Origin of the sequence: Rhizobium sp. WYCCWR 11128 (genome assembly GCF_013416305.1) — a bacterium.
Taxonomy (GTDB): domain Bacteria; phylum Pseudomonadota; class Alphaproteobacteria; order Rhizobiales; family Rhizobiaceae; genus Rhizobium; species Rhizobium indicum.
In genome coordinates this window covers 1,342,062-1,360,201 of the sequence record NZ_JACCEZ010000001.1, presented here as the reverse complement: position 1 = coordinate 1,360,201, position 18,140 = coordinate 1,342,062, and the positions used below count along the sequence as shown (strand labels likewise).

Here is an 18,140-nt window from a genome sequence, read left to right as displayed (position 1 = left end):
CGGTCGAATAGCACGCCGAGAATGGCTTGTGTGGCCAGGAGTGGTACGCCCTAGGGGAGTCGAACCCCTCTTTACAGAATGAGAATCTGTCGTCCTAACCGATAGACGAAGGGCGCAGGCAGCCTCGTTAAAATAGGAGCGCGCGCCGGCTTCTGCAAGCGGAAGTGTTGGCTTCCATATGGAGAGAAAGTGGTACGCCCTAGGGGAGTCGAACCCCTCTTCCCAGAATGAAAATCTGGTGTCCTAACCGATAGACGAAGGGCGCTTCCTTCGTGGTGGCGCCCTTATAGTCAGGCGTTTTGAATCCCGCAAGCGGAATTGCGGTTTTCTTTCAAAAAAATGACAGGAAATCCGAGTGCGTTCGAGAAGCCGATTATTGAAGCTGAATCAATAGGCTGCCGGTTGGTTCTTTAACGAGACGAAGCGCCGCTTCCGTAACGTAATGTTGAAATCGCGCGGCCTTCAGATCGCTCTTGCCGTCGTTATCGGTGCGCGCTTGCCGCCGCAGCCCCAGTTCCAGTCACGGGTTTTGCCGGTATCGAGGTGAACCGAATCCGTGTGGCAGTAGGTGCCGACGCCGCCGCGGTCCGGCAACGAGCGGATATAGGTGGCGATATCCCATTTCGTAACGCCGTCGATCTGGATGTCGGCCGCCTCGCAGCTCTTGTGCATCGATTCGTCAGCGCCGCCGACGAGGCGGTTATGCTCGTCGTCACGGTAGCCGGAGGTGACGATGACCGGCCGGCCGAAATGATTTTCGACCATCTTGATCACTTTCAGCAGGTCGGGCTTGAAGCAGCCGACCTCGACCTTGTCGTTCTGGAGATGTAGCCCGTTCGGCGCGATACGCGTCATGCCGGGCAGGGCGGCCTTGTGCAGCAGGCCCGAGAGGCTGCCGAGCAGGTTCTGCTTCGGCGCGCTGTAGAGCGCGTTCATCGTCGAGGTCGGAATGCTGCCCGTCGCCAGCGACGCCGTTTGCACGGGTGCAAGCTGCGTGCTGTTATTCTGCGAGGATTGCTGCGGCAGCACCGGTTCTGCCGGTTGTTGGGGCACGGGCGGCTGGCTGTAGACGCTGCTTCGCGCAGGTGCTGCACCTTCCACCGGCACATAGGCCTGCGGCTGAATGACGGTGGACGTGCTGTTGTTCTGCGGCGCCGGCTGGTGATCGGAAAAGATGCTCATCGCCTGCGCGTTGATCCGGGTCGACTGCAGGACGAGCCCGCCAATATTGGCAGGCGCCGCCGTTGCCGAGCCGGCGGGCGGGACGGCTGTATTCGGATCTTGTGCCACGACCTGAGGCGCGCCCTGGACGCCGGAGACGTTGACGAGCCGGGGATCGGTATAGACCGAACGTGGGGCAGGGCTTGCAGGCGCTGCCGTGGCCAGCTGCGGTGCTGCGGCTTGTGCCGCCGGAGCCACCGGAACTGCCGCCGCCGAATCGAGCGCCTTCTTATCCGACGCGCAGCCGGACAGCGCCAGCATCGAGGTGGCGATCAGCAAAGCGCCCGTCACGGGCATCCGCATCTGCATCTTACGCAAGCGACAGTCTCCAGTTGATGCGGAAAATAAGCGAAAAACGCTTCTCTTCCGCTTCGAGTCGCCAGGAGATTGCCTGCGGTGTGGGATCGCGGCAAGCGCCGAGGCGCCGGCCGGACCCGAAATCGAAAAAGCCGCAAGCCTCGCAAAAGCCTTGCGGCGAAAACCCTTACCAGGCGCCAGTATTGCCCATCGAGGCCCAAGGCTCGGCGGCCGGAAGCGGGCTGCCCTTCTGCAGGATTTCGATCGAGATGCCGTCGGGCGAGCGCACGAAGGCCATGTTGCCGTCGCGCGGCGGCCGGTTGATGGTGATGCCGTTGTCCATCAGATTCTGGCAGGTCGCGTAAATGTCGTCGACCTCATAGGCGAGGTGGCCGAAATTGCGTCCTCCGCTATAATCTTCCGTGTCCCAGTTGTAGGTCAGCTCGAGGCAGGGGGCTTTTTCGGTGCGCGCACGGTCGAGATCGTCGCGAGCAGCCAGGAAAACCAGGGTGAAGCGGCCCTTCTCGTTTTCGTGGCGGCGAATCTCCTCCAGCCCGAAAAGCGTAGTGTAAAAGGCGAGAGAGGCGTCCAGGTCTTTGACGCGAACCATTGTATGAAGATAACGCATTCTATTTACTCCTTTATTGGGGCTGGCTTTTTTCGGCGAACCGAGGTCAGCTTCGGGCAAGTCATCTTTATAAAATGTGCAGCTGGGAATAACCGAAAACTAGGACTTGCGCTTATCCGTTACCAAGATGTTAATCTTGATTTCAAGAATCAGTTAACCGTAACAGTGTGACGCGTATTCGAGGGGCTGGCGACAATGGCTGATAGGATTTCATCGAACGAATACTCCGACCTCGACGAGCTATCGGGAGAGCCGGTCGATCTTGTTGAAATCACCGGCGTCGTCAAGTGGTTTGACGTCGCCAAGGGTTTCGGCTTCATCGTGCCCGACAACGGCTTGCAGGATGTTCTCCTGCACGTGACCTGCCTGCGCCGCGACGGTTACCAGACGATCCTTGAGGGAACGCGCATCGTCGCCCTCATCCAGCGCCGCGAGCGCGGCTACCAGGCTTTCAAGATCCTCTCGATGGACCAGTCGACCGCGGTTCATCCCTCGCAGCTGCCGCCGGTACGCACCCATGTGCAGGTTACCGCGACGAGCGGGCTTGAGCGTGCGCTAGTCAAGTGGTTCAACCGCACTAAGGGCTTTGGCTTCCTGACGCGCGGCGAGGGCACCGAGGATATCTTCGTGCATATGGAGACATTGCGCCGCTTCGGCTTGACGGAACTCCGCCCCGGCCAGGTGGTTCTCGTCCGCTTCGGCGACGGAGAAAAGGGCCTGATGGCCGCAGAGATCCATCCCGACGTTCCGAGCCCGGCAAGCCGGTCGCACTGAATATGCGCGGCCTAATCCTATTTGATGCTATTAGAAGCGCCATCCTGGCGCTTTTTTTCATGGTTGCGCTGCCGGCGTTCGCTGACGAGCAGATGCGGTTCGATAAGGAGCCGCTGCTGATCCAGACCGCTGCGGGCAAGGTACTGCATTTCACTGTCGAAATCGCCTCGACCCCGGATCAGCGCGCCCACGGCCTGATGTTTCGCAAGACGATGGCCGATGATGCCGGCATGATCTTCGATTTCGACCAGCCGCGGCGCGTCACCATGTGGATGGAAAACACCATCCTGCCGCTCGACATGCTTTTTGCCGACGACACCGGCACGATCCGCCACATCAAGGAAAAGGCAGTGCCCTATTCGCGCGACATCATCGATTCGATGGTTGCGGTGAAATACGTCGTCGAACTCAACGCCGGCATCGTCGCCAAACTGGGAATCAAGCCCGGCGACAGGATCGTCAGCGCCACGACGACGAAGAAGGCGAAGTGACGGCGCGCGACCACGAACAGGGGTGCGCCTGTCAAGGAATTCAACAATATCGGGATATTTGAATGGTCGGAGTGGAGAGATTCGAACTCCCGACCCTCTGGTCCCAAACCAGATGCGCTACCAGGCTGCGCTACACTCCGTGCCGTGAATGGCAGGGGAGATACACGGTTCACTTCGCCGTCGCAACCCATAAATCCAGCTCTGGCCGAAGATTCCTCGCCGGACCTGTGGATGCAAGACAGAAAAATCTTGATAGGTCGCCAGCCTGCTTGCCGGGCGCACGAGTTCGGTCTGCCTGGCGCAATGGTACGTCAGCACAAGGCTACCTTAGCCGCGGGCGATCAGGCCGATATATTGGGCGTAGCTGATGACAACGTAGAAGAACGCCGTGATGCTAGCGCCTATGACAATGGCATTGAACTCCGCCGAACGTCTCATCATGAGCTGCAAATCCACTGAAATCGATTGAGCCGTAAACTAGTGCCGAGGGAAGGCAGCGGCAATCAGGTTGTGATCACAAGGTGAGACAAGCGGAAATATTGCGAAATCCGGCCGACAATCACCGGATTTGAAAGGGAGGCGGTGTCGGCCGTCATGCGAACGGAGTCGGCAGCCGTGTCGCACGCCGCCTTTTTTCTTGAAAAAGCGGGGATTCGCGGCTAAGCAAAATTCATCTCTTGGCATTATCCTCAGCGATGATGCCAAGGCCCGAGAACGGGCCGGCAACGGGATTGAGACCATGAAAGGCGGGCGCTGCCCGCATAGTCGGAGACGCTGCAGTCATGTCTGCCAAGATCTATCGTCCAGCCAAGACCGCCATGCAGTCCGGCAAGGCCAAGACCCATCTCTGGGTGCTTGAATACGATCAGGAGTCGGCGCGCAAGATCGATCCGATCATGGGCTACACTTCCTCGGGCGATATGCGCCAGCAGGTGAAGCTCACCTTCGAAACGCAGGAACTCGCCGAAGCCTACGCCCAGCGCAATGGCATCGAATACCGCGTCATCGCACCGAAGGATCCGGTCCGCCAGGTCGTCGCCTATCCGGACAATTTCCGCTATACGCGCACGCAGCCCTGGACGCATTGAGATTTCTGGTCCAGATATGCCGCATCCGGTCGCGCTCGTGAGACGCGGCCGCCGGACGGCCCCTTAGCTCAGCTGGATAGAGCACCTGCCTTCTAAGCAGGTTGTCGCAGGTTCGATTCCTGCAGGGGTCGCCACTATTTCAAAGTCCATACCGAAGACATGGTAACAGCTGGTTTCGGCCTCTGCTGCGGACTCATGTCTAGTCCAGGAGCGTGAGACTGACGGAAATGCGCACCAATAGCGCATCGTCGCTATTCTCTCCTAAGCTAGTTCGCGCAACTCGTTCACATTTCGTTCCCGTGATGCTAGTCTCGCCCTCAGTGAAACGTGAGGGGGCATTTATGGATCAAAGGGCCAAGTTCGAGCGACTGAAGGCACTTCACCAGGGGGACAGTGCCTTTGTCATCCCGAACCCGTGGGACGCCGGTTCGGCTCGCCTTCTCGCAAGCCTTGGCTTCGAGGCGCTCGCGACCACCAGCGCGGGTTACGCCTTTTCCAAGGGCAAGTTGGATTCATTCGCGAGCCTTGGACGGGATGAGGTTCTTGAGAACGCTGCCGAGATCGTTGGCGCTGCTGATCTTCCTGTCTCTGCCGACCTTGACGATGGCTTCGGTGCGTCGCCAGAAGCCTGTGCGGAAACCATCCGCTTGGCATGCGAAACCGGACTTGTCGGCGGATCGATCGAAGACGCAACAGGCAATCCTGCTGCCCCGATCTACGAGCTGTCGCAAGCCGTCGAACGCATCCATGCTGCAGCAGAGGCTGCGCGCGGTCTGCCTTTTCTTCTCACGGCGCGGGCGGAGAATTATCTTTGGGAGAGACCCGATCTTGACGACACCATCGAACGGCTGCAAGCATTTTCGGCCGCTGGGGCAGATGTGCTTTACGCACCCGGCTTGCCTGACATCGAGGCAATCAGAACCGTTTGCGCGGCCGTGGACAAGCCAGTCAACGTGGTCATGGGTTTGAAAGGGCGAAAATACTCTGTTGCCGAACTGTCGAGCGTCGGCGTGCGCCGCGTGAGTGTCGGCGGCTCTTTCGCGCGGCCGCTCTGGGGGCGTTGTTGCGCGCCGCTATGGAGGTGAAAACAGCGGGTACGTTTGGATATGCCGACGACGCGCTCTCTGCTGCAGCGGTTAGCCAACTGATGTCACGGGAGAAACGCCAGGACAGGCTATGAGCTGGGCAGAAACCAAAGTCGCGGCGGATTTGCACTGCTCGAGCGTTTCCGCAAATCCTTCTCTGGAATCTGCTCGAGCGATCTCAGTGAACGACCGAGAGGTAGCGGATGCCGGCTTCATCAGCCGCTCTCATCAGCGCTTCCCGCGCGGCGCCCGGGGGCGTGGTTCCGCGGATGGCGTCGAGGCATGTCCTTACCGCCACGACATACTCCTCGCCGTCATCACCCGGCCATTCGGAAATGAGCATGGTGGCTGCATCGCCGAGGGTCCTGACGACGCTGTATTTTTCCTGGCCGCTCATGAGGATCCTCAGTGCGGGAAACTGATGCGATGTGTACCGATTCATTACATTTGGTCCTTGCATCATAAACATATTAGTAACTCTGCAAGAAGCGTTCCAACTGACACCGCAGGATGATTATCTTCTATGAATCGGCAAAAGCAGTCGGCAACGCTTCTCCAGGCAGGAAGCCGGGAACTTGTTTTCAACACATTGCCGTCATATTGATTCATCTATCGAAATTGCTTGTCGAGCTTGGTTTGCGCTCTGGCGTCCCGGCTGATCTTTCCTTTCAAAATCGATTTCTGCGCCGTCCGGCAGCCGCCGGAGGGTGATTGTCATGCCGGTTGAGGGGGAATCGTCATGAATGCAGGCAAGTCTTTGATCGACGCAAGCCTCCGCCAAACGCACATCGTCGCTGCCTGATATGCCTTCGGTCTTTGACCGCGGAAGTCAGTGCCGGCATTCCGGCTGGGTTTTCCAGCCATTGAGGAGAATTTCATGAGCAAGACCAATGCAGAGGCACTGTTGCGCAAAGCGCAGCGCCAGGTTGCCAATACCAGCGGCGGTGGCCATCTCGGCGGCACCAACTTCGGTCAGGGCAATGACGCCAAGACTGCGTCCGGAAGCGGCAATCGCCCGGCGGGCAAGGGCCGGCCACCAACTGGCGGCAAACGCTGACGACAGCGTCGCGCGTCTTTTGAGACGCGCAAAGGACGCTGCAGCACTTTGAACTGCTGCATAATTTTGTCCGTAAAACGATTCGGATTTAACGGAATTATGCAGTAGCGGCAGCATCGCGATTGAAGACAGACCCGCCAAGTTTGGCGGGTTTTTTGTTAGATAGGCCTCTGAAGGGCTCGGCTCTTCTCAGCGATCCAGGAAATGATCGAAGTAGACCTGGGGGATGGGGTAGGCGTAGACGCCTCTGTCGACGAAGCTGCGTCTATAGAGGCAATTTCTGAGAGCCGCGTTGTAATGCAGGCTTCGCGGGTCCGACGAGCCTCGTCGCCATGAGCTTGCCTCCGGCAGGCAGTGTTGGAGTGCCTTGTCGTATCGAGCCAGGAGGACCGGGTCGGTATCGACCCGAATGCCGCTGTAGGATTGATAGTTTGAAGGAGATTCTGCGGCCGATATACAGGCCAGGCTGAGTGCAACACCAACGACTGCCATCAATCTCATTGGACTTAATTCTCCCCTGATCGATTATCGAAGTATCGAGTGAAACGTTATTGGTTCCAGCGCCTGCGGGCAAGGGGACGCGCCTTGTTCCGGCGTCCCCTTGCCCGAGACGTTAACCGCATAGCTGCCGCCACAGAAATGGCGGCAGCTATCCGTCATCGATCAATCCAGGAGGTCGGCCGGTACCTTGCCGCCGTTGTCCGAAAGCCGCTTCATCAGTGCCTTGTGCAGCCACATGTTCATTTTTGCGGAATCGTTGGTGTCGCCGGTATAGCCAAGTTCAGCGGCAAGTTCCTTGCGCTCGGTCAGGCTCGCATCCATCCCGACGGCTTTCATCAGGTCTACGATCGAGCGGCGCCAATCGAGTTTCTGACCGCTCTTCTTTACCGCCGCGTCGAGGATCGGGACGATATCCACTGTAGCTGTGCCTGGTGCGGTGGCCGTGGGGACCGGCTTGCTCTGCGGGGCAGGGGCCGCAGGCGCCGGACTGGGGGCTGCCGACGGTGAGGCAGGCGCTTGCGCCGGCTCTGTCTTCGGTGCGCCGGCCGCAACGGGTTCGGCTGCTTTCGCCTCTCCGAAGATTGCATGTTTGATCTTGTCGAAAATGCCCATTCTAAACCTCCAGTTCCATCAGATGAGAACATGCTGAAACATGGACTTCCCGCTTGATATATCCAGGCGGAAAGGGAGTTATTTTTAGTATGTTCAATCGCTGATGGAAAAGCCGATGCCCGCGACAGCTGTGGTCGATCTCAAGGAAAAGCTGCCATCGGATTATTCGCCGCCGGTTGAAGATTGCTGGCGCCATCGGAGGGAATACTTCAGCAGCCTTCCGGCTGTCAGCCGACATGCCCGCTTTTGGCACAGTCGGTCGGGCGATTCGGAATTCAATAACCGCGAAACATCATTATACGCCGCCGAACCGACTTGCCGCGCCCTGTCGTGAAACATTCGTCATCTCTTCACGTTGCCTTGCCATGGACGTCCTGTAGTTGCAGGCGTCCGATCGATCGAAGGCACGCGCGTTCCTCGATTTCGAACTGCCGGGCAGATCGTTCGGCGGAATGAAACGGAGGAAAACATGACCCATAACCACAATAGACTGTCCTTTGCAGTGCTCGCATCCACCTGCGCCCTCCTTGCCATGCCGGCAAGCGATGCGCGTGCGATCGATGTCGGTGTGTCGGTGAATGCAGGCAATGCCGTCAGCGCCGATGTCGGGGCTTCGATTGGCAGTGGGAGCGGCATCAGCGCCGATGCCAATGCTTCCGTCGGCGGCTCGAACGGCGTCAATGCCGATGCGACCGCCAATGCCGGCGGTGGCCGGGGCATCGATGCCGATGTCAATGCCAGTGTCGGCGGCGGTCGCGGCGTCAACGCCGATCTCAATGCACGCACCGGCGGTTCCGATGGAATCGATGCCAACGCCACGGCCTCGATCGGCAGCGGTAATGGCGTCGATGCCAACCTCGCCATCGGCAGGGTAGATGGGGCAGGCAGCAGCGGCAGACCCGCGGGCGAGCGCAGCCTCAGCGCGTCCCAGATCCGCACCCTGGAGGCCTTCCAGGCGAGGCCTATCAATGAGCAGCGCAAGATGCTCGTCCGTTGCGCCGATATCTCCGCCTCCGGCGGTGATTCCGGTCTTGCCGGTCTCTGCAGTCTGCTGCAGGCGACAGCCTCCCGCTGAACGTGAAAGACCCGCCGAACCGGAAGGTGCGGCGGGTCTTTTCAAGGGACGCTTCGATCTAGTGCAGGATCTGGCTGAGGAACAGTATGGTGCGTTCATGCTGCGGATTGTCGAAGAACTCGGCCGGTGAATTCTGCTCGACGATCTGGCCCTGGTCCATGAAAATGACCCGGTTGGCCACCTGACGGGCAAAGCCCATTTCATGCGTGACGCAGAGCATGGTCATGCCTTCCTCGGCAAGACCCACCATGGTGTCGAGCACTTCCTTGATCATTTCGGGATCGAGCGCCGAGGTCGGCTCGTCGAACAGCATGATCTTCGGGTTCATGCACAGCGACCGGGCGATCGCCACGCGCTGTTGCTGGCCGCCGGAGAGCTGGCCCGGATATTTGTTGGCCTGCTCCGGGATCTTGACCCGCTTCAGGAAGTGCATGGCCACTTCTTCGGCCTGCTTCTTCGGCATCTTGCGGACCCAAATTGGCGCCAGCGTGCAGTTTTCGAGGATCGTCAGATGCGGGAAGAGGTTGAAGTGCTGGAACACCATGCCGACTTCGCGCCGCACCTCGTCGATCTTTTTCAGATCGTTGGTGAGCTCGGTGCCGTCGACGACGATCTTGCCTTTCTGATGCTCTTCAAGGCGGTTGATGCAGCGGATCATCGTTGACTTGCCCGAACCCGACGGGCCGGCAATGACGATGCGCTCGCCGCGCATGACCTTCAGGTTGATGTCGCGCAGCACGTGGAAATCGCCGTACCACTTGTTCATGTTGACGATCTCGACCGCCACTTCCGTTGCGGAAACGGTGAGCTTTTTCGCTGGAGCTTCAGCCATGACTATTTTCCCTCATTCTTATCGTTGTAGCGTTCTTATCGTTTGTGGCCGGTATCGAGATGGCGCTCCATGAAACCTGAATAGCGCGACATGCCGAAGCAGAACAGCCAGAAGATGAAGCCCGCGAAGATCAGGCCCGTGATCGGCGTGACGGCGCTTGCCCAATTGGCATCGGAGAAGTTCAGCTTAACGATGCCAAGCAGGTCGAACATGCCGATAATGGTGACCAGCGACGTGTCCTTGAACGTTCCGATGAAGGTGTTCACGATGCTCGGGATGACCAGCTTGATGGCCTGCGGCATGATGATCAGCCGGGTCTTCTGCCAATAGCCGAGGCCGAGTGAATCGGCGCCTTCGAACTGTCCCTTCGGGATCGCCTGAAGGCCGCCGCGGATCACTTCAGCCATATAGGCCGACGTGAAGATCGACACGCCGATCAGCGCCCGAAGCAATTTGTCCACGTTCCAGCCTGTCGGAAGGAAGAGCGGCAGCATGACACTTGCCATGAACAGAACGGTGATCAGCGGAACGCCTCGAATGACCTCGATGAAGGTAACGCAGAGCATCCGGATGACGGGCATCTTCGAGCGGCGTCCCAGCGCAAGCAGAATGCCGACGGGTAGGGAGACGGCAATACCGACAAAGGACAGGACGAGCGTCACCATCAACCCGCCCCAGAGCGGAGTCTCCACCACTTCGAGGCCGAAGCCGCCGTGAAGAAGCCAGAAGGCGATGACCGGCAGGACGGCGAACAGAAGAATGGCGTTCAGGCCCTTGCGCGGCGCCGACGGGATCAACATCGGAACCAGCAGCAGAATGAACAGGATCCCGACGATCGCCGGCCTCCAACGCTCACCGAGCGGATAGCGGCCGAAGATAAACTGATCGTACTTGGCGCTGATGAAAGCCCAGCATGCGCCACTCCAGCCGTCAGGCTGGATGCCGCCCTGGATCGTCGTCGCGCAGAATGTGCGGTCCGGGCCGGACCATACGGCCTGGATGAACAGCCAGTTGACGAGATGCGGCACGGCCCATGCGATGAGCGCAAGAGCCAGGATCGTCAGGATCACGTCCTTCGGAGTTGCCAGGAGATTGCGGCGTATCCAGGCGACGGCTCCCCTCTCGCCGGGGGGCGGCGGTTCGGCGGCAAGGATGGACGTTCTGACAAAGGGTTTATCGGCGACCGACATCTTATCTCTCCACCAGTGCCATCTTGGCATTGAACCAATTCATGAACAGCGACGTGAGAATGCTCAAGCTGAGATAGACGATACCCCAGATGCAGACGATCTCGATCGCTTGACCGCTCTGATTGAGGATCGTGCCACCGACGGCAACGAGATCCGAGAAACCGATCGCGATGGCGAGTGAGGAGTTCTTGGTCAGGTTCAGGTACTGGCTCGTCAGCGGCGGGATGATGATGCGCAGCGCCTGCGGCACCACGACAAGTCTCGTCACGCTCGACGGATGCAGCCCCAGCGCGCCGGCTGCTTCGGATTGTCCCTTAGGAACGCCGCGAATGCCGCCGCGAACGATCTCGGCGATGAACGAGGCGGTATAGAAGGACAGAGCGAGAAACAGCGACATGAATTCGGGGCCGACGACGGAGCCGCCCGTCAGGTTGAACTTTCCGGCGACCGGAACGTCGAAGGTGAGCGGAAAGCCGGAGACAACGAAGACCAGCAATGGCAAGCCGACGATCAGCGCGATCGCCGTCCACACGGTGTGGAACGGCTGGCCGGTTGCGGCTTGGCGTTTGTGAGCCCAACGCGCGATGATGATGGTGGCGACAATCGCAATCAGCAGGGCGATGCCGACCGCTATCATGCCTGTCTCGAAGATCGCCTTCGGGAAGGCTAGTCCTCTGTTGTTGAGGAACATGTTGAAGGGCAGGCCGACCGACTCGCGCGGCTGCGGCAAGACGGAGAGAACGCCGAGATACCAGAAAAAGATGACGAGCAGCGGCGGAATGTTGCGGAAAACCTCGACATAGACCGTGCAGAGCTTGGCAATCAGCCAATTGCGCGACAGCCGGCCGATCCCGATCAGGAAGCCGATGATGGTCGCCGTGAAGATACCGGTCACCGCCACCAGCAAGGTATTCAGAATGCCGACGAGAAGTGCGCGCGCATAAGTCGAGTCACTCGAAAAGCTGATCAGCGACTGGCCGATTTCGAAACCGGCGCGGCCGCGAAGAAAGCCGAAACCCGATGCCGTATTGCTGCGCGCAAGGTTCACGGCTGTGTTGTGGGCCACCCACCACACAAAGCCCACGAGAATAACGATTGTTAGGACCTGGTAAAATATACTCCGGTATTTCGGGTCGTACATTGCCGACCGGAAACTCCAGCCGGTGTCATGCAAAGGTGTCCTATCCACAGCCCCATGCGTCATGCCGCGCCAATCCCCTTGTGCCCGTTTTCGGGCTTTCTTTTTAACTTTTTGGAAGCGGGAAGGCGGCTTGGCCGCCTTCCCGGTATTTCATTGCCAGTGCTCGATTAACGAACCGGCGGTGCGTACTGGATGCCGCCCTTGTTCCAGAGAGCATTCAAGCCGCGTGCGATCTTGAGCGGGCTGCCCTGGCCGATGTTGCGCTCGAAGATTTCGCCATAATTGCCGACGCCCTTGATGACGTTGGCGGCCCAATCATTGGTCAGGCCGAGATCGGTACCGATCTTGGTGTCGGTCTCGCTGCCGAGGAAGCGCTTGATATCAGGATTCGGCGAGTTCTTCATCTCATCGACATTTGCCTGGGTGATACCGAACTCTTCGGCATTGATCAGCGCATAAGCCGTCCAGGAAACGATATCGAACCACTGATCATCACCCTGACGGACGGCCGGGCCAAGCGGCTCCTTGGAGATGATCTCAGGAAGGATGACGTGTTCGTCGGGATTCTTCAGCGTCAGACGCAACGAATAGAGACCGGACTGGTCGGTCGTGTAAACGTCGCAACGACCGGCGTCGTAGGCTGCGTTGACCTCAGGAAGATTTTCGAAGACGACCGGATTGTACTGTAGATTGTTCGTCTTGAAATAATCGGCGAGGTTCAGTTCCGTGGTCGTGCCCGACTGCACGCAGATTGCGGCGCCGGAGAGTTCGAGAGCCGACTTCACGTTCAGGCCCTTGCGCACCATGAAGCCCTGGCCGTCATAATAGGTGACGGGACGGAAATTGAAGCCGAGTGCGGTGTCGCGATTGATCGTCCAGGTCGTATTGCGCGAGAGGACGTCGATTTCGCCGGACTGCAGAGCGGTGAAGCGTTCCTTCGCATTTGTCGGCGTGTACTTGACCTTTGTGGGGTCGCCGAACACGGCCGAAGCGACGGCCTTGCAGAAGTCGACGTCGAAGCCGGCCCAATTGCCGGAAGCGTCAGGTGCGGCAAAGCCTGTAAGGCCGGTGTTGACGCCGCACTGAACGAAACCCTTTGCCTTGACGTCTGAGAGAGTGGTGGCGGAGGCGGCCGAGGCGCCAACTGCCAAAACTGCTGCGCCGATGGCGGCGGACAGGAGCTTATTTTTCATTTTCCCAACCTTTTCCGTTGTCTTATCTTTTCTTGTGGGGAGTGCGTGCCGACAATCCGTGCGCCTCCCCATTGTCTCGACACCCTCCCGGCGCGAGTGGGTCTATCACAGTCGTAAATGTCACTATGGTCAAGTGTCGCGCTCAATAATTGCGGCAAAATTCAGAATTTTGGTAGATCGCGCTGCATTCATGGGCACTTGGCCATGAAATAGGCGTCTGGTTGCGGAAAAATAACGCGAAAATCGACAATTCCATCATTCCAGGCCGTCGCTTGCATCAATCTTCAAGGGTTGACCGGAAACGGCGCGACGTCCAAAAGTCTGGTTTCGCGACCCTTCGCCAAAGGCTATTTCCGACATGAACGACAAAGACAGCTTGCTGCAGAATGCTGGCATCAACACCCGCCTGACCCATATCGGCAACGACCCCTTCGATTATCACGGTTTCATCAATCCGCCGGTCGTGCATGCCTCGACGGTGTTGTTTCCGAATGCGCGGGCGATGGAGACGCGCACGCAGAAATATACCTACGGAACGCGCGGCACCCCGACGACGGATGCGCTCTGCGAGGCGATCGACGCACTCGAAGGCTCGGCCGGCACGATCCTTGTGCCGTCGGGCCTTGCGGCCGTCACCATTCCGTTTCTGGGTTTCGTCGCAGCCGGCGATCATGCGCTGGTGGTCGATTCGGTCTATGGCCCGACGCGCCATTTCTGCGACACGATGCTGAAGCGCCTCGGCGTCGAGGTGGAATATTACCACCCGGAGATCGGCGCCGGCATCGAGGCGCTGTTCCGGCCGAACACCAAGCTCGTTCATACCGAGGCCCCAGGCTCCAATACTTTCGAAATGCAGGATATTCCGGCGATCTCGGCGGTTGCGCACCGCCACGGCGCCGTCGTCATGATGGACAATACCTGGGCGACGCCGGTCTATTTCAGGCCGCTCGATTACGGCGTCGACATATCCATCCACGCATCGACGAAATATCCGTCCGGCCATTCCGATATCCTGCTCGGAACGGTTTCGGCCAATGCCGAGCACTGGGAGCGGCTGAAGGAAGCAAACGGTGTGCTCGGCATCTGCGGCGCACCCGATGATGCCTACCAGATTCTGCGCGGATTGCGCACCATGGGCCTGCGCCTCGAGCGCCATTATGAAAGCGCGCTTGATATCGCGAAATGGCTGGAGGGCAGGGAGGATGTCGCCCGCGTGCTGCATCCGGCCCTGCCGAGTTTCCCCTCGCACCATCTCTGGAAGCGCGATTTCAAAGGCGCCAGCGGCATCTTTTCCTTCGTGCTTGCCGCCGACGGCCCCGAGAAATCAAGAGCAAAGGCGCATGCCTTCCTCGACGCGCTCAGGATTTTCGGTCTCGGCTATTCCTGGGGCGGCTTTGAAAGCCTCGCTTTGCATGCCTATCTCAACGATCGCAAGGTCGCCAAGGCGCCGATGGACGGCCCGGTCATCCGCCTGCAGATCGGCATCGAGGACGTGGCCGACCTCAAGGCCGATATCGAGCGGGGTTTTGCCGCGGCAAGCGCGGTCTGATCAGAGACGCTTTGTCGCCGATGGCGGCGCCTCAAGGCAGATCGACAGCCCGATAACCGTAGATCCAGTCGAGATCTGCCGCGAGGCTTAGCGGCGGCTTGAGGCCGAGCACGAGATCGCGGCCGATCCGGATCGGCCCTTTCGCATGATAGGCAAACCGGTTGAAGGCGCCGCGCTGGCGAAGCCTCGCAATGCGCGGCGCCCGATGTCTTTCGAACCGCGCCAGCGCTTCTGCCGCGGGACGGTTTGAAAGAAACGTCGCCAGTTCGTAGGCGTCTTCGATCGCCATCGCTGCTCCCTGTCCGGCAAAAGGCATCATCGCATGCGCGGCGTCGCCGATCAGAACCGTCTTTCGGCCGTCCTGCCAGGCGCCTGATGTGGTTTCGAACAGCGGCCAGAAGGTCAGCTTCCTATTTCTGTCGAGCAGCGAGACGATCGCTGAGTTCCAGCCGGAAAGGCGCGCCCGCAGCTGCGCCCGCTGTTCTTCCGTCGCCTCGCTTTGCCAGGCCTGCGGCGCGATATTGCCGGCGGTGATCGCCACCATGTTGAAGCTGCCGGTCTCCCTCAGCGGATAGCAGACGAGATGCGCCGAACCGCCGAGAAAAGCCGAAACGCTTGCCCGGTCGAGGAATCCGGGCGCTTCCGTTTCGGCAATCGTAAAACGGTAGGCGATATTGCCGGAAAAGCGCGGCGAGGGGCTGCCCGGAACGAATTGCCGGAGCTTCGACCAAACGCCGTCAGCGCCGATCACAATATCGGGCGTCCGCTCGAAAGGCGGTAGGGTCGAATCTATCCGCACGCCAAGGTGAAGCCGGCAGAGCGGATCGGCCGTGACCGCATCCAAAAGCGCTTTCTGCAATGTGGTGCGGTGGAGGACGCCATAAGGAGCACCCCAGCGTTCCCGCGCGAATTTGCCGGCCGGCACCGCCGCGAGTTGGCGCAGCGACCCACCCGATATCAGCCGGATCGCGTCCGGCTCGAGCCAGACCTTTGACAGTCCCTCAAGGATACCAAGTTCGGCAAGGATGCGGGAGGCGTTCGGCGAAACCTGTAATCCGGCGCCGATGTCGGTGAGTTCACCTGCCTGCTCGAATATCTCAGAGCTGATACCCCGGCGCGAAAGCGCAAGGGCAGCAGTCAGCCCTGATATCCCGGCGCCGATGATGGCGGCATGTTCGATCGGCATTGCCCGTCCGATCCCGGATCTGGACTGACTACGCCGCCTTCACGTGGAAAACGCAGCCGGCCGGATTGGTTTGGCTGGGCTTGAGCGCGGAATTGAAGCGATAGAGCGTCGAGCAGTAGGAACAGACCTTCTCGTTGTCGTCGCCCATGTCGATGAAGATATGCGGATGATCGAAGGGAGCCGAAGCGCCGGTGCACATGAATTCCTTGACGCCGACTTCGATAACGCGGTGACCGCCGTCGTTCTGGAAGTGGGGAATGTTGTGGCCGGCCATGTCGCTCTCCGAATGCTTTGAAATGTGCGCGAACCTTATAAGCCTTCGCCGCAAATGTGTAGAGCCAAACCGCCGCGCCGGGCACAGTTTTTAGCCACAGTTTTTGGCTTCACCATGAAAGGCCGCTCGACTATGGTCGCGCCCAAAAAGGAAGGCCCGATGAACCTGAATACGCCCACATTTTCGAGCTTCACCCATGACGGACTGCAGCTCGCCTTCTTCGATGAAGGCGATCCGGCCGGTGTGCCCGTGTTGTTGATCCACGGCTTTGCCTCGACCGCAAACGTCAACTGGGTGCATCCGGGCTGGCTAAAGACGCTCGGCGATGCCGGCTACCGGGTGATCGCCATGGACAATCGCGGCCACGGCGCAAGCGACAAGCCGCATGATGCCGAAGCCTATCGTCCCTGGGTCATGGCCGGCGATGCGATCGCCTTGCTCGATCATCTCGGCATCCCGGAGGCCAATGTCATGGGCTATTCGATGGGCGCGCGCATTTCCGTTTTTGCCGCGCTTGCCAATCCGCATCGCGTCCGTTCGCTGGTGCTCGGCGGCCTCGGCATCGGCATGACCGACGGCGTCGGCGACTGGGACCCGATCGCCGATGCGCTGCTGGCTCCTTCGCTGGAGGCGGTGACGCATGCCCGCGGCCGTATGTTCCGCGCCTTCGCCGAGCAGACGAAGAGCGACCGGGTCGCTCTTGCCGATTGCATCCGCGGCTCGCGCGATCTGGTCGCCCGCTCCGATATGGCCAAGCTCGATATGCCGACGCTGATCGGCGTCGGCACCAAGGATGATATCGCCGGCTCGCCGCAGGAGTTGGCGGCGCTGATGCAAAATGCCGAAGCACTCGATATTCCGGGCCGCGATCATATGCTCGCCGTCGGCGACAGGGTTTTCAAGCAGGCGATGCTGGCCTTCTATGCAAGGGTCGCCCATCGCTGACAACATCGTGATGCTGAAAAACCATGCTAAAAAACCATGGCGACGGCACCCATTTATGTTATTGGCGTTTTCCTCTATATATTGGCATTCCGAAAACGGCATTCCTTCCGGCAACGAGGAGAGCGGCGATGGTCGCAAAGACTGACATCCGTGCTTTTGACACAGGCCATCCGGTGAAGGTGATGGATCCCATCTGGGACAGCCTGCGCGAGGAAGCACGGCTCGCCGCCGAACGGGACCCGGTTCTCGCCGCCTTCCTCTATTCGACCGTGATCAACTACCATTCGCTCGAGGAATGCGTCATCCACCGCATCTGCGAACGTCTCGATCACCCCGACATGCAGGCGAACCTGCTTCGCCAGACCTTCGAGGAAATGCTCCTCGACTGGCCGGACTGGAGCTCCATCCTGCGCGTCGATATCCAGGCGATCTATGACCGCGATCCCGCCTGCCTGCGCTTTATGGAGGCGGTGCTTTATTTCAAGGGCTTCCATGCGCTGCAGACACATCGTCTCGCCCATTGGCTGCTGAACCGCGGCCGGCGTGATTTTGCGCTCTATCTGCAGAGCCGCTCCTCCAGCGTCTTCCAGACCGACATCAACCCGGCCGCCCGTATCGGCAAGGGCATCTTCCTCGATCACGCCACCGGCCTCGTCGTCGGCGAGACGGCCGTCATCGGCGACAACGTCTCGATCCTGCACGGCGTCACACTCGGCGGCACCGGCAAGGAGGGCGCTGACCGCCATCCGAAGATCGGCTCCGGCGTCATGATCGGCGCCGGCGCGAAGATCCTCGGCAATATCGAGATCGGCTACTGCTCACGCGTCGCCGCCGGCTCCGTCGTCCTGAAGGCGGTGCCGCCCAAGAAGACGGTGGCGGGCGTGCCGGCCAAGGTCGTCGGCGAGGCCGGTTGTTCCGAGCCGTCGCGCAACATGGACCAGGTGATCGGCGCCGATATCTGAGCGCCCATTGGAAACAAGGATAGGAAAAGTCGGCGGGAT

At 59.6% G+C, this 18,140-nt stretch carries 19 protein-coding genes, 4 tRNA genes and 1 pseudogene; 10 read left to right on the top strand and 14 right to left on the bottom strand.

Annotation, left to right across the window (positions count from 1 at the left end; genetic code table 11):
- Positions 1-41 precede the first annotated feature (41 nt).
- The 4 genes from HX898_RS06625 to gloA form a co-directional block, all read right to left on the bottom strand.
- A tRNA-Glu gene (locus tag HX898_RS06625) sits at positions 42-116 on the bottom strand.
- Positions 117-190: 74 nt separating this feature from the next.
- Positions 191-265, bottom strand: a tRNA-Glu gene (locus HX898_RS06620).
- A gap of 197 nt (positions 266-462) precedes the next feature.
- Positions 463-1,539, bottom strand: a complete 1,077-nt coding sequence (locus HX898_RS06615; protein WP_180194264.1) for a D-Ala-D-Ala carboxypeptidase family metallohydrolase — start codon at positions 1,537-1,539, stop codon at positions 463-465.
- A 166-nt stretch (positions 1,540-1,705) separates the two neighbouring features.
- Positions 1,706-2,146 (bottom strand): lactoylglutathione lyase, encoded by a 441-nt coding sequence (gloA, locus tag HX898_RS06610; RefSeq protein ID WP_180194263.1) that lies wholly within the window; start codon positions 2,144-2,146, stop codon positions 1,706-1,708.
- A gap of 195 nt (positions 2,147-2,341) precedes the next feature.
- On the opposite strand from gloA, the gene HX898_RS06605 reads away from it, so the two are divergent.
- Together HX898_RS06605 and HX898_RS06600 are read left to right on the top strand one after the other, a co-directional pair.
- On the top strand, positions 2,342-2,920 hold the full coding sequence (locus tag HX898_RS06605; RefSeq protein WP_168308781.1) for a cold-shock protein: 579 nt from the start codon (positions 2,342-2,344) through the stop codon (positions 2,918-2,920).
- Between the two features lie 2 nt (positions 2,921-2,922).
- Entirely contained in the window at positions 2,923-3,411 is a 489-nt protein-coding gene (locus tag HX898_RS06600) for a DUF192 domain-containing protein (RefSeq protein WP_180194262.1), read from the top strand.
- A 63-nt stretch (positions 3,412-3,474) separates the two neighbouring features.
- On the opposite strand, the gene HX898_RS06595 is transcribed toward HX898_RS06600, so the two are convergent.
- Positions 3,475-3,551, bottom strand: a tRNA-Pro gene (locus HX898_RS06595).
- Positions 3,552-4,193: 642 nt separating this feature from the next.
- On the opposite strand from HX898_RS06595, the gene HX898_RS06590 reads away from it, so the two are divergent.
- The 3 genes and pseudogenes from HX898_RS06590 (at position 4,194) to HX898_RS06580 (ending at position 5,679) form a co-directional block, all read left to right on the top strand.
- Positions 4,194-4,499 carry an ETC complex I subunit gene (locus HX898_RS06590; protein ID WP_003539138.1) on the top strand — a complete coding sequence of 102 codons (306 nt, stop codon included), beginning with the start codon at positions 4,194-4,196 and terminating at the stop codon, positions 4,497-4,499.
- 57 nt (positions 4,500-4,556) lie between these two features.
- Positions 4,557-4,633 (top strand) — tRNA-Arg (locus tag HX898_RS06585).
- Positions 4,634-4,840: 207 nt separating this feature from the next.
- Positions 4,841-5,679: pseudogene (locus HX898_RS06580) on the top strand (isocitrate lyase/phosphoenolpyruvate mutase family protein).
- Positions 5,680-5,762: 83 nt separating this feature from the next.
- Here the strand turns inward: HX898_RS06580 and HX898_RS06575 are convergent.
- Positions 5,763-6,053 (bottom strand): DUF982 domain-containing protein, encoded by a 291-nt coding sequence (locus tag HX898_RS06575; protein ID WP_011651794.1) that lies wholly within the window; start codon positions 6,051-6,053, stop codon positions 5,763-5,765.
- 408 nt (positions 6,054-6,461) lie between these two features.
- Here HX898_RS06575 and HX898_RS06570 point away from each other — a divergent pair, with 408 nt between their 5' ends.
- Positions 6,462-6,641 carry a hypothetical protein gene (locus HX898_RS06570; RefSeq protein WP_131663925.1) on the top strand — a complete coding sequence of 60 codons (180 nt, stop codon included), beginning with the start codon at positions 6,462-6,464 and terminating at the stop codon, positions 6,639-6,641.
- A 189-nt stretch (positions 6,642-6,830) separates the two neighbouring features.
- Here the strand turns inward: HX898_RS06570 and HX898_RS06565 are convergent, their stop codons facing one another.
- Both HX898_RS06565 and HX898_RS06560 read right to left on the bottom strand, forming a co-directional pair.
- Positions 6,831-7,142, bottom strand: a complete 312-nt coding sequence (locus HX898_RS06565) for a hypothetical protein (protein ID WP_138329663.1) — start codon at positions 7,140-7,142, stop codon at positions 6,831-6,833.
- A 162-nt stretch (positions 7,143-7,304) separates the two neighbouring features.
- Positions 7,305-7,754, bottom strand: coding sequence for a DUF3597 domain-containing protein (locus tag HX898_RS06560; protein ID WP_180194261.1), 450 nt, complete (start codon positions 7,752-7,754; stop codon positions 7,305-7,307).
- Between the two features lie 469 nt (positions 7,755-8,223).
- On the opposite strand from HX898_RS06560, the gene HX898_RS06555 reads away from it, so the two are divergent.
- Positions 8,224-8,829: a hypothetical protein gene (locus HX898_RS06555; protein ID WP_180194260.1), complete on the top strand. Its 606-nt coding sequence runs from the start codon at positions 8,224-8,226 to the stop codon at positions 8,827-8,829.
- Between the two features lie 58 nt (positions 8,830-8,887).
- Here the strand turns inward: HX898_RS06555 and HX898_RS06550 are convergent, their stop codons facing one another.
- The 4 genes from HX898_RS06550 to HX898_RS06535 form a co-directional block, all read right to left on the bottom strand.
- Positions 8,888-9,661: an amino acid ABC transporter ATP-binding protein gene (locus HX898_RS06550; protein WP_180194259.1), complete on the bottom strand. Its 774-nt coding sequence runs from the start codon at positions 9,659-9,661 to the stop codon at positions 8,888-8,890.
- A gap of 35 nt (positions 9,662-9,696) precedes the next feature.
- Positions 9,697-10,851, bottom strand: coding sequence for an amino acid ABC transporter permease (locus HX898_RS06545; protein ID WP_138329657.1), 1,155 nt, complete (start codon positions 10,849-10,851; stop codon positions 9,697-9,699).
- 1 nt (position 10,852) lies between these two features.
- Positions 10,853-12,055, bottom strand: a complete 1,203-nt coding sequence (locus HX898_RS06540; protein WP_138389279.1) for an amino acid ABC transporter permease — start codon at positions 12,053-12,055, stop codon at positions 10,853-10,855.
- A gap of 104 nt (positions 12,056-12,159) precedes the next feature.
- Entirely contained in the window at positions 12,160-13,185 is a 1,026-nt protein-coding gene (locus tag HX898_RS06535; protein ID WP_003559026.1) for an amino acid ABC transporter substrate-binding protein, read from the bottom strand.
- 358 nt (positions 13,186-13,543) lie between these two features.
- Here HX898_RS06535 and HX898_RS06530 point away from each other — a divergent pair, with 358 nt between their 5' ends.
- On the top strand, positions 13,544-14,734 hold the full coding sequence (locus HX898_RS06530; protein ID WP_180194258.1) for a cystathionine beta-lyase: 1,191 nt from the start codon (positions 13,544-13,546) through the stop codon (positions 14,732-14,734).
- Between the two features lie 31 nt (positions 14,735-14,765).
- Here HX898_RS06530 and HX898_RS06525 read toward each other — a convergent pair whose 3' ends face one another.
- Positions 14,766-15,920, bottom strand: a complete 1,155-nt coding sequence (locus HX898_RS06525; RefSeq protein WP_180194257.1) for an FAD-dependent monooxygenase — start codon at positions 15,918-15,920, stop codon at positions 14,766-14,768.
- 28 nt (positions 15,921-15,948) lie between these two features.
- A complete protein-coding gene (locus HX898_RS06520) occupies positions 15,949-16,194 on the bottom strand; it encodes a zinc-finger domain-containing protein (RefSeq protein WP_003539274.1) in 246 nt (81 codons plus the stop codon).
- A gap of 159 nt (positions 16,195-16,353) precedes the next feature.
- Here HX898_RS06520 and HX898_RS06515 point away from each other — a divergent pair, with 159 nt between their 5' ends.
- Positions 16,354-17,139: an alpha/beta fold hydrolase gene (locus HX898_RS06515; RefSeq protein WP_180194256.1), complete on the top strand. Its 786-nt coding sequence runs from the start codon at positions 16,354-16,356 to the stop codon at positions 17,137-17,139.
- Positions 17,140-17,267: 128 nt separating this feature from the next.
- Entirely contained in the window at positions 17,268-18,101 is an 834-nt protein-coding gene (gene cysE, locus HX898_RS06510) for a serine O-acetyltransferase (RefSeq protein ID WP_017960263.1), read from the top strand.
- Positions 18,102-18,140: the final 39 nt, after the last annotated feature.

Coding starts and splice junctions, on each gene's coding strand:
- gloA (WP_180194263.1), bottom strand. CDS start 2,146: ATGCGTTATCTTCATACAATGGTTCGCGTCAAAGACCTGGACGCCTCT.
- HX898_RS06605 (WP_168308781.1), top strand. CDS start 2,342: ATGGCTGATAGGATTTCATCGAACGAATACTCCGACCTCGACGAGCTA.
- HX898_RS06600 (WP_180194262.1), top strand. CDS start 2,923: ATGCGCGGCCTAATCCTATTTGATGCTATTAGAAGCGCCATCCTGGCG.
- HX898_RS06590 (WP_003539138.1), top strand. CDS start 4,194: ATGTCTGCCAAGATCTATCGTCCAGCCAAGACCGCCATGCAGTCCGGC.
- HX898_RS06575 (WP_011651794.1), bottom strand. CDS start 6,053: ATGTTTATGATGCAAGGACCAAATGTAATGAATCGGTACACATCGCAT.
- HX898_RS06570 (WP_131663925.1), top strand. CDS start 6,462: ATGAGCAAGACCAATGCAGAGGCACTGTTGCGCAAAGCGCAGCGCCAG.
- HX898_RS06565 (WP_138329663.1), bottom strand. CDS start 7,142: ATGAGATTGATGGCAGTCGTTGGTGTTGCACTCAGCCTGGCCTGTATA.
- HX898_RS06560 (WP_180194261.1), bottom strand. CDS start 7,754: ATGGGCATTTTCGACAAGATCAAACATGCAATCTTCGGAGAGGCGAAA.
- HX898_RS06555 (WP_180194260.1), top strand. CDS start 8,224: ATGACCCATAACCACAATAGACTGTCCTTTGCAGTGCTCGCATCCACC.
- HX898_RS06550 (WP_180194259.1), bottom strand. CDS start 9,661: ATGGCTGAAGCTCCAGCGAAAAAGCTCACCGTTTCCGCAACGGAAGTG.
- HX898_RS06545 (WP_138329657.1), bottom strand. CDS start 10,851: ATGTCGGTCGCCGATAAACCCTTTGTCAGAACGTCCATCCTTGCCGCC.
- HX898_RS06540 (WP_138389279.1), bottom strand. CDS start 12,055: ATGACGCATGGGGCTGTGGATAGGACACCTTTGCATGACACCGGCTGG.
- HX898_RS06535 (WP_003559026.1), bottom strand. CDS start 13,185: ATGAAAAATAAGCTCCTGTCCGCCGCCATCGGCGCAGCAGTTTTGGCA.
- HX898_RS06530 (WP_180194258.1), top strand. CDS start 13,544: ATGAACGACAAAGACAGCTTGCTGCAGAATGCTGGCATCAACACCCGC.
- HX898_RS06525 (WP_180194257.1), bottom strand. CDS start 15,920: ATGCCGATCGAACATGCCGCCATCATCGGCGCCGGGATATCAGGGCTG.
- HX898_RS06520 (WP_003539274.1), bottom strand. CDS start 16,194: ATGGCCGGCCACAACATTCCCCACTTCCAGAACGACGGCGGTCACCGC.
- HX898_RS06515 (WP_180194256.1), top strand. CDS start 16,354: ATGAACCTGAATACGCCCACATTTTCGAGCTTCACCCATGACGGACTG.
- cysE (WP_017960263.1), top strand. CDS start 17,268: ATGGTCGCAAAGACTGACATCCGTGCTTTTGACACAGGCCATCCGGTG.